The sequence below is a fragment of the Chthoniobacter sp. genome, from assembly GCF_040003245.1.
Lineage (GTDB): Bacteria > Verrucomicrobiota > Verrucomicrobiia > Chthoniobacterales > Chthoniobacteraceae > Chthoniobacter.
The window spans coordinates 1-8,472 of sequence record NZ_JBDUCX010000274.1; the positions used below are offsets into that span (position 1 = coordinate 1).

At 63.9% G+C, this 8,472-nt stretch carries 10 protein-coding genes and 1 pseudogene; 5 read left to right on the forward strand and 6 right to left on the reverse strand.

Translation table 11 applies throughout. The features are described from left to right. From ABJF10_RS26515 to ABJF10_RS26540, 6 genes and pseudogenes are all read right to left on the reverse strand, one after another. Positions 1–296 (reverse strand): annotated as a pseudogene (locus tag ABJF10_RS26515) (permease DsdX); the annotation flags it as partial. A gap of 88 nt (positions 297–384) precedes the next feature. Then, on the reverse strand, positions 385–951 hold the full coding sequence (locus ABJF10_RS26520) for a hypothetical protein (RefSeq protein ID WP_348547639.1): 567 nt from the start codon (positions 949–951) through the stop codon (positions 385–387). 58 nt (positions 952–1,009) lie between these two features. Continuing rightward, positions 1,010–1,360, reverse strand: coding sequence for a hypothetical protein (locus ABJF10_RS26525; protein WP_348547640.1), 351 nt, complete (start codon positions 1,358–1,360; stop codon positions 1,010–1,012). Between the two features lie 48 nt (positions 1,361–1,408). Then, positions 1,409–2,818, reverse strand: a complete 1,410-nt coding sequence (locus ABJF10_RS26530; protein ID WP_348547641.1) for a deoxyribodipyrimidine photo-lyase — start codon at positions 2,816–2,818, stop codon at positions 1,409–1,411. A 47-nt stretch (positions 2,819–2,865) separates the two neighbouring features. Continuing rightward, the gene (recR, locus tag ABJF10_RS26535; protein WP_348547642.1) at positions 2,866–3,477 is read right to left on the reverse strand and encodes a recombination mediator RecR; all 612 of its coding nucleotides are present in this window, start codon (positions 3,475–3,477) and stop codon (positions 2,866–2,868) included. A 27-nt stretch (positions 3,478–3,504) separates the two neighbouring features. After that, entirely contained in the window at positions 3,505–4,755 is a 1,251-nt protein-coding gene (locus ABJF10_RS26540; protein ID WP_348547643.1) for an adenylate/guanylate cyclase domain-containing protein, read from the reverse strand. A 155-nt stretch (positions 4,756–4,910) separates the two neighbouring features. Between ABJF10_RS26540 and ABJF10_RS26545 the strand changes: the two genes are divergently transcribed. The 5 genes from ABJF10_RS26545 to ABJF10_RS26565 all read left to right on the forward strand — a co-directional run. Next, a complete protein-coding gene (locus ABJF10_RS26545; protein WP_348547644.1) occupies positions 4,911–5,375 on the forward strand; it encodes a tRNA (cytidine(34)-2'-O)-methyltransferase in 465 nt (154 codons plus the stop codon). A gap of 32 nt (positions 5,376–5,407) precedes the next feature. Continuing rightward, a complete protein-coding gene (locus ABJF10_RS26550; protein WP_348547645.1) occupies positions 5,408–6,106 on the forward strand; it encodes an ABC transporter ATP-binding protein in 699 nt (232 codons plus the stop codon). 39 nt (positions 6,107–6,145) lie between these two features. Beyond that, positions 6,146–7,024 (forward strand): branched-chain-amino-acid transaminase, encoded by an 879-nt coding sequence (gene ilvE, locus ABJF10_RS26555; RefSeq protein ID WP_348547646.1) that lies wholly within the window; start codon positions 6,146–6,148, stop codon positions 7,022–7,024. Positions 7,025–7,218: 194 nt separating this feature from the next. After that, positions 7,219–7,701: a UvrB/UvrC motif-containing protein gene (locus tag ABJF10_RS26560; RefSeq protein ID WP_348547647.1), complete on the forward strand. Its 483-nt coding sequence runs from the start codon at positions 7,219–7,221 to the stop codon at positions 7,699–7,701. 8 nt (positions 7,702–7,709) lie between these two features. Continuing rightward, positions 7,710–8,472, forward strand: a 763-nt coding sequence (locus tag ABJF10_RS26565) for an ATP--guanido phosphotransferase (protein ID WP_348547648.1), incomplete at its 3' end; no start/stop codon positions are given.

An 8,472-nucleotide genomic window follows, 5' to 3' on the forward strand; every position in this document is an offset into this window, starting at 1 on the left:
ATGCCGGCGGCGACCACGTGGGCGCCCCCGGATTCCGAGAGCATCTTGCCCAGCATCGTGCCGAGGCCGATGATCAGTGCGAGGTCACCGAGCGTTTTGGCCAGACCGGCGCTGAAGCTCTCCACGACCTTGGTCGGCTCCATGCCCGCGGCCAGGCCGAGGAGCAAGGACACGAGGGTGAGGGAGATGATCGCGTTGAGTTTGACCTTCGCGATGAGGAAAACGAGCCCGGCAATCGCCACCACAGCGACGAGGAGAAGGGCGTTCGGGGAGAGAACGGCGAGAGGGAAAGACATGGCGGGCTGTGCATAGCGGCTCGCGGTGCGCGGGCCAATATTTCTTCGCGTTCTTAATGCGGAAGAGCCGGCGGACGATCAGCCCAGCTCAAAAGTGCTCGTGGGCGTAGATGCGTTCCTCGGGCGTGAGGGTCTCGGGGGTTTTGGCCAGCCTGCGGGCGTATTTGGCCTCGGCTGCCTGCTGGCGTGGAGAGATCCGCTGGCGGGCGTTTTGGACCTCCCAATAGTAGACGGTGTCGTCGACCTTGCGGGGCGGCTGCGCCTTGGACGTGGGGACAAAGTGCGCCGGAGGAGAGTACGAGGCAGCGGTCGGGGGAGCGGGACGAGCTTGCGCCTGGGGCTGCTGGGCTCGCTGCGCCTGTTGGGCTCGCAGGGCCTGACGTTCCGCCTTCGTATGGGGGACTGGAGCGGGCGTTGGGGCGGGCTGCCGTCCGCCGCCAAACGCGAAAAGACCGGGCTTCGGCGCGGGGGCGGGGGCTTCGTCGTGCAGGACTGGCGGCCGTCCGGGGTGCTCTTGCGCTTTCAGCGCGATGAAGTTTTCGCGCGCCTCCTTTTGGAGCTGGAGTTGATGCGCCGCCTCCCGGTCCTCGGGAGTGAGCGGGATGGCGCAGGCAGATAGGAGGAGGGCGAGGGCGAGCGGGGGAAAATACTTCATCGCCGCACGCTAGGCATTTTGCGGCGCGTAGCGCAAGGAGGGAACGGTTGTTAACGGCTTAGAAATGATCGCGCACCCACTGGCGCTCTTCCGGCGTGAGCTGGGAAGGCTTTTTCCCGAGCTGATGCGCGTATTCCGTCTCGTAAGCCTTGTAGCGCGCGGCGTCGGCGGCGGCACGTTGACGGGCATCAGCCACATCCTCGGTGCGCTTCTTCGCATCGTCCGCAGCCCGCTCGCGCGCCTCACGCACTTCATCGGCGCGTTCCTTGTCTTTTTCCTTCTGCTCCTCGAATTTTTCTTTCGCCTGCTCCTGCAATTCTCGCTGGTGCTCGGCCGCCTTTTCTTGCGGGGACGAAACACAGGCGGCGAGAGCGAGGGCGGTGACGAGGAGGAACGGCAGCGGCTTCATGCCCCGATGTTAGACGAATTCCGCGGCTTCCGGCAAGAGCGCGCGAAATCACCGGCGGAACATGTCGAGAGCCACGTCGCGTTCGCGCGCGTGATCGACCATCGGCAACGGGTAGCCTTTGGCCAGGGGCTGGCCCGATTCCGGCGGCGCGCACAGCCGGGCTGCGGGCACTTCGCGCAGCTCCGGCACCCAGCGACGAATGTAGGTGCCATCGGGATCGTAGCGCTTCGTCTGGGACCACGGATTCTGGATGCGGAAGTAGGGCGCGGCATCCGTGCCGGTGCTCGCGCTCCATTGCCAGCCGCCGTTGTTGCTCGCGATCTCGCCGTCCACGAGGTGCCGCATGAACCAGCTTTCGCCGTGCATCCACCAGATGTGCAGGTCCTTGGTGAGAAACATGGCCACGATCATGCGCACGCGATTGTGCATGAACCCGGTGGCCGCGAGCTGCCGCAGGCCGGCGTCAACGATGGGGAAGCCGGTTTCGCCCCGGCACCAATGCCCGAACTCCTGGCCGCCATCCTTCTTCTCCGGCCGCCAATGGTCGCGCCATCTCAAGTCGCGGTAGTGCTCCTGCAATTCGCGGTCGAGCACCTCGGGCCAGTGCCAGAGCACCTGCATGTAGAATTCGCGCCAGATGAGTTCGTTGATGAAAATGCCGGCGCTGCGGCGTTGGGCCACCGGCGCTTTTTCCGTGGCGGCGGCGCACTTGGCGTAGACTTCGCGAATGGAGAGCGTGCCGTGCCGAAGGTCTTGCGAGAGGCGCGACGTGCCGTCTTCCGCGGGCAGGTCGCGGCGCTTGTCGTAGTTAAAGATCGGGCCGTCGAGAAAGCGTCCGAGGCGTTTGCGGGCCGCGGCTTCGCCGGGCTCGACGATGGTCGCGTCACTGGACAGCTTCCAGGTGTGCAACGTCGGCAGCGGATCGCTGGCGATATGGGGAGGGGTGGAGATCTTGGAAAGCGAACGGCCCGGTGCGCGCTTGTCGAGTTTCAGCCAGGCTTTGGCGTAGGGCGTGAAGACCTTGAAGGGCGTGCCGCTCCCGGTTAGCAGTTCGTCGCGCTCGTGCAGTGCGATGTCTTTGTGCGCGTGGAGTCGAATGCCGAGATCCTGTGCGACTTTCTCCAGGCGCTGCTCCATGGCGCGCCCGAATGGATCAGGATCGCGATTGAAGTAGATGGCGTCCGCACCGGTCTGTTTCGCCAGCTTGGCGAGGACTTCATCTGCGCGTCCTTGCCGGATGATGAGCTGCCCTCCTTTCGCCTCGATGTTCTTCGCCAGCGACGCGAGACACCCGCAGAGGAAGGCCTGCCGGGGCGCACCGCACCAACGATGTTCCGTTTTCCATTCGCTCATGATGTAGACCGGCACGACATGATCGTGCGCGGCGACCGCGGCGGCGAGGGCGGTGTTGTCCGTGATCCGCAGGTCGCGACGGAACCAGTGAATGGCAGTGCTCATCTCTACGACGTTTTACGCCGCGCCCGCGCGCTGGGATGCTTCTTTCTTTAGGACTTCATCGCCGTCCGGCCGGCCAGAGCCCGGCTGAGCGTCAGTTCATCCGCGTGTTCCAATCCGCCGCCGGCGGGCAACCCCTGCGCCAGCCGGGTGACGGTGACTGGCAATTCGCGCAGCAAAGTGGCGAGATAGTTTGAGGTCGCTTCGCCTTCCACATCCGAACCGAGGGCGAGGATGATCTCGGATGGCGTTTCCGCCTTGATACGGTCGATGAGGGCATCGATACGCAAGTCCTCCGGGCCGACGTGATCGAGCGGGGAGATCCTTCCACCGAGCGCATGGTAGCGTCCGCGAAAGACACCGGTGCGCTCGAGCGGCAGGATTTCCGTCGGTTGCTCGATCACGCAAATCAACGCCGCATCGCGAGTGGTATCGGCGCAGATCTCGCACAACGCATCCGTCGTAAAGAAACCGCAGCGCGGGCAGGCGCGCACGCTCTCATGCACTTCGCGGATGACCCGCGAGACTTCCAGCGGGCGCGCGTCACGCGATTGGAGCATCCACAGGGCGATGCGTTCCGCGCTGCGCGGGCCGATGCCCGGCAGGCGCTTGAGCTCGCCGATCAGTGCCTGAATCGCAGCAGGATAAGCGACGCGCTTCATCTTGTATCCACCATCAACCGACCGCACTCACAACCGCGAGGTGCTCCAGTCGAGCGCGGGCGTGCCGGCGCGCAGTTGCTCGATGCGGCGGATATAGAATTCCACGGGCCCATCGGCGCCGCTGGAACTGCGGGCGCTGTGGAAGAGGCCGAGCGCGTCGTCCCACAGTTGCTCGCGGTAATAGATCACGCCCTGCCAGAAAAGGTCGCGGCGCTCGAGGTCTTCAAAGGACAGGACATCGTGCAGGGCGAGCAGTTCGTAGATCTCCTCGCGGCTGCCGTCGTCGTAGCGCTGGATGAGTTCCATCGGCCGCACCTCAATGTTCGTTTCCGCCGTCTGAAAGGTATTCGTGCCGAGCAAAATGCGGGAGCCGTAGATGAGATTGGCGCGGCAGAGGCGGCGCGCGAATTCCACGGGCTCGCCGGCCACGCTGAAGGTGCCGAGGCGATTCGAGCCGTAGGCGGCGATGACCATCTCGCCGGAGTTCACCCCGATGCGGAAGTCGAACATCTGCTTCCACACCCCATGGCACTCGGCGTTCACCTCATCGAGCCGCTCGGTGAGGGCGAGCGCGGCTTCGCAGGCGATGCGGGCGTGGTCGGGATTGGCCAGTGGTGCGCCGAAGACGACGCGCAAGCTTTCCCCGTCGCATTCATCGAGGTAACCGCCGCGGTCGACGAGGAAGTCCGCCGCATTACGCCGGAAGGAATTGGTCAGCGCCACATAGTCCGGCGCGGTGAGCGAGGCCTCGAGGTCGTCGTGATTGAAGATCTCGCAGACGAGGATGCTGATGTCGCGGCGTTCGCCCTCGAGGTTCAGCGGCTCCGAGGAATTGAGCAGCGCGTAGAAGGTCTTGGTCGACACGCGGTCACCGAGGATCTGGCGCATGACGCGCTTGCGGCTGCCCACTTCGCTGCGCGAATAGATGATGCCGGCGGCGAAGCTGAGCACGATGGCGACGAGGCTCGGGAAGGGCGAAAAGAAGACGCCGAGCAGGCGGAGCACCCAGACCATGCTGACGACTTGCAACAGCGCGCCGGCCGCGACGACCGCCTTCAGGGAGTTGCGCGGGATATCGATCGTCGTCCAAGCGATGGCCGCGCCGAAGAAGACGAACAGGGGATACTGGATCGCGCGATGCCAGGCGGGAGCGTAGTTCTGCAGGGTCAGGGTCGCCAGGGTCGAGTCGGAAGGCTGGAACAGCCCACCCTCATAAAGCAGCGACACCAGCAGGGCTACGAAGAAGCCGATAATGAGGGTGACTTTGAAATAACGCACGGGGTAACAGGGCATCTAGCACGCATCCCTAGGGGCGCGCAATAGGAAGGATGAAGGCGGAAGGATGAAGGATGAAGGGAGTTGTCGAATGACGAATGATCCTTTCGCTTCTTTGTCTTCATCCTTCCGCCTTCATCCTTCATCCTTTCCCCACCATGCTCCACGTCGTCCTCGTCGAACCGGAAATCCCGCCCAATACCGGCAATATCGGTCGCCTGTGCCTGGCAACGGACTCCCATCTGCACCTCGTCAAGCCGCTCGGATTCTCGATCAGCGACAAGGAGTTGAAGCGCGCCGGGCTGGACTACTGGAAGGACGTGCGCGTGAGCACTTGGGAGTCGTTCGCTGAATTGCAGGCCGCCCAAGCAGCCGGCACCCGCTACTTCTTCCTGACGACCAAGACCCAGCGCACCTACTGGGACGCGCCGTTCCGCGACGGCGATTTCCTCGTCTTCGGCCGCGAGACGAAAGGCCTGCCCGAGCCCCTGCTGGAGGCCAATCGCGACCACTGCCTCACCATCCCCATGACCGAGCAGACGCGCAGCCTGAATCTCGCGACCGCCGTCGGCATTGTCCTTTACGAAGCGGTGCGACAGACGCGGTTCAAGGTTGATAGTTGATCGCCACCCCATCACTTTCGGTCGCCGCTCGCATGAGTCTTCCCGCTCCCAACACTCCATCCACCGCCCAGCCCCAGCTCGTCGCCCGCGACTTGCGCCGCTCCTTCGAGCTCGGCAAGCGCCAGATCGAAGTCCTGCGCGGGATTAGCGTGGATATCCAGAAGGGCGAGGCGGCCTTCCTCTGCGGCGCTTCGGGCGCGGGCAAGACGACCCTCCTCTACACCCTCGCCGGACTGGAGCGCCCGGAATCCGGCACCGTCGAATTCGAAGGCACCCATCTCTACAAGGGCGGCGAGAATGTGCAGGCCCGGATCCGCAACGAGCGCATCGGCTTTGTCTTCCAGGGCTACTTCCTCCTCGCGGAACTCACCGCTTTGGAAAACGTGCTGCTCCCCTCCATGATCGGCGGCAAGGTCAAGCGGGAGGCAGCCGAGCGCGCCCTTACCGACGTGGGCCTCGCCGACCGGATGCAGCATCTCCCCGCCGAGCTCTCCGGCGGCGAACAGCAGCGCGTGGCCATCGCCCGGGCGCTGATCAACGACCCGAGCATCATCTTCGCCGATGAACCGACGGGCAATCTCGACTCGAAAACCGGCGAGGGCATCATCGAGCTCCTGCTCGGCCTCGTCCGCGAGCGCGGCAAGACTCTGGTGGTCGTCACCCACGACGCGAACCTCGCTACCCGGGGCGACCGCCGGCTCGAAATTCGCGACGGCCTGCTGGTAGCTTGAATTTACGCGCAACCACTGGCAGGTTGCCCCCCTTTCTCCATGCAACTCACCATCTACATCGACGGCCAATTCTACCCTGAACCCGAGGCGAAGATTTCCGTCTTTGACCACGGCCTGCTCTATGGAGATGGCATTTTCGAGGGCATCCGCTTTTACAATGGGCGCGTCTTCCAGCTCACCCAGCACCTCGAGCGCCTGTGGGATTCCGCTCGGGCGATCATGCTCACCATCCCCATGACCATGGAGGAACTGGAGGCCGCCACGCTGGAGACCATCCGCAAAAACAACCTGCGTGACGGCTACATCCGCCTGCTGGTCACGCGCGGCAAAGGCAACCTTGGCCTCAGCCCGGATCGTTGCCCGAAGGCCTCGGTCATCATCATCGCCGCCACCATCCAGCTCTACCCGCCGGAAGCCTACGAGCGCGGGATGACGGTGGTGACCTGCGCCACGCGTCGCGTGGCCCCTGGCGCCCTGAGTCCGGCGGTCAAGTCGCTCAATTATCTCAACAACATCATGGCCAAGATCGAGGCCAACCTCAGCAAGGCCGACGAAGGCCTGATGTTGAACGAAGAGGGTTACGTGGCCGAGTGCACCGGCGACAACGTCTTCATCGTGAAGCGCGGTGAGATCTTCACCCCGCCCGTCTACGCCGGTTCCCTGCGCGGCATCACCTGGCAGGCCGTGCTCGATATCGCCGCCGAGCTCGGGCTCAAGATCAACGTCACCCAGCTCACCCGCTACGACCTTTACACCGCGGACGAGTTTTTCCTCACCGGCACCGCCGCCGAGGTCATCGCCGCCGTGAAGCTCGACAACCGCCCCATCGGCGACGGCAAACCCGGCCCGATCACCAATCGCATCATCGCCCGCTTCCGCGAGCTCACCCAGAGCACCGGCACGCCGATCTATGCGTGAGAGCGGGTGCCACGGTGTAGGCGCGTATCCCCACGCGCCGGGCTGGCGCTGCGAATCCCATTTTACCGTGGCGCGTGGGGACACGCGCCCTACACCTGCCCGGGGACACGCGCCTTAAACCTGCCCACGTCCTTTCGCCGCAAGTTGACGCCGCGACCAAAACCGGCGACTTATCTTTAGCACCTTTCCCACCCATGCAATGCGACGTCTGTAAAACGAATCAAGCGACGGTTTTTCTCACCCAGATCGTGGACGGGAAAATGCAGAAGGTGAACCTGTGCGATTCCTGCTCGAAGGAGAAAGGCGTCACCGATCCCACCGGCTTTGCGCTCGCTGACCTGCTGCTCGGCCTCGGCGCCGCGCAGGAGATGGAGCGTGGCGGCACCGTGCAGAAGTGCCCCACCTGCGGCTTCAGCCAGGCGGATTTCAAGAAGACCGGCCGCCTCGGCTGCGCGAACTGCTACACCACTTTTGCCGATGGCCTTTCCACGCTGCTCAAGGGCATGCACAAGGGCAACGAACACGTAGGCAAAGTGCCCGCGCGCATGGTCAAGACCATCGAGCGCGAGTCGGCGCTCAAGACCTTGCAACGCGACCTGAAGAAAGCCGTGTCCTCCGAGGACTACGAAACCGCCGCCACCCTCCGCGACCAGATCCGGCATCTCGACGTCGAGTAAGGCACCCCATGGCCATCCACAATATTCTCAACAACACCGGCGAATGGATGCGCGGCGAAGGCCCGCATCACCAGATCGTCGTCAGCAGTCGCGTGCGGTTGGCGCGCAACCTCAAGACCTTTGCCTTCCCCGGCTGGGCGAAGAAGCACGAACGCCTGCAAATCCTCGAGACCATCAAGCCCCAGGTCGAGTCGCTCACGGAAATGAACGACGCCTTTTCCGTCTATTCGCAGGACCTTTCCGCGCTGGAAAAGCAGGTGCTCGTCGAGCGCCACCTCATCTCCCGCGAGCACGCTGCCAAGGGCGTCGGCTCCGCCGTGGTCATGAACCGCCGGCAGACCCTCTCCATCATGATCAACGAGGAGGACCACCTCCGCATGCAGGCCATCCGCGGCGGGCTGCAGCTCAAGAGCGTCTTCAAGATGATCGACAAGGTGGACTCCGCGCTGGAGGAAAAGCTCGATTACGCCTTCCATTCCAAACTCGGCTACCTCACCGCCTGCCCGACCAATGTCGGCACCGGCATGCGCGCCTCCGCCATGGTTCATTTGCCCGCGCTGGTCATGAGCGAGCAGATCAACCAGGTCATCCAGGCCGTAAACAAGATCGGCCTCGCCGTGCGCGGCCTCTACGGCGAAGGCACCGAGGCCCTCGGTAATCTTTTCCAGGTCTCCAACCAAACCACCCTCGGCGAAAAGGAAGACGACATCATCGCCCGGCTGCACAAGGTCATCGAGCAGATCATCGAGCACGAGCAGAACGCCCGGCAGA

What these genes read in the sequence shown, in the direction of transcription:
- ABJF10_RS26520 (WP_348547639.1), bottom strand. Translation starts at nt 951, where the DNA reads ATGAAGTATTTTCCCCCGCTCGCCCTCGCCCTCCTCCTATCTGCCTGC.
- ABJF10_RS26525 (WP_348547640.1), bottom strand. Translation starts at nt 1,360, where the DNA reads ATGAAGCCGCTGCCGTTCCTCCTCGTCACCGCCCTCGCTCTCGCCGCC.
- ABJF10_RS26530 (WP_348547641.1), bottom strand. Translation starts at nt 2,818, where the DNA reads ATGAGCACTGCCATTCACTGGTTCCGTCGCGACCTGCGGATCACGGAC.
- recR (WP_348547642.1), bottom strand. Translation starts at nt 3,477, where the DNA reads ATGAAGCGCGTCGCTTATCCTGCTGCGATTCAGGCACTGATCGGCGAG.
- ABJF10_RS26545 (WP_348547644.1), top strand. Translation starts at nt 4,911, where the DNA reads ATGCTCCACGTCGTCCTCGTCGAACCGGAAATCCCGCCCAATACCGGC.
- ABJF10_RS26550 (WP_348547645.1), top strand. Translation starts at nt 5,408, where the DNA reads ATGAGTCTTCCCGCTCCCAACACTCCATCCACCGCCCAGCCCCAGCTC.
- ilvE (WP_348547646.1), top strand. Translation starts at nt 6,146, where the DNA reads ATGCAACTCACCATCTACATCGACGGCCAATTCTACCCTGAACCCGAG.
- ABJF10_RS26560 (WP_348547647.1), top strand. Translation starts at nt 7,219, where the DNA reads ATGCAATGCGACGTCTGTAAAACGAATCAAGCGACGGTTTTTCTCACC.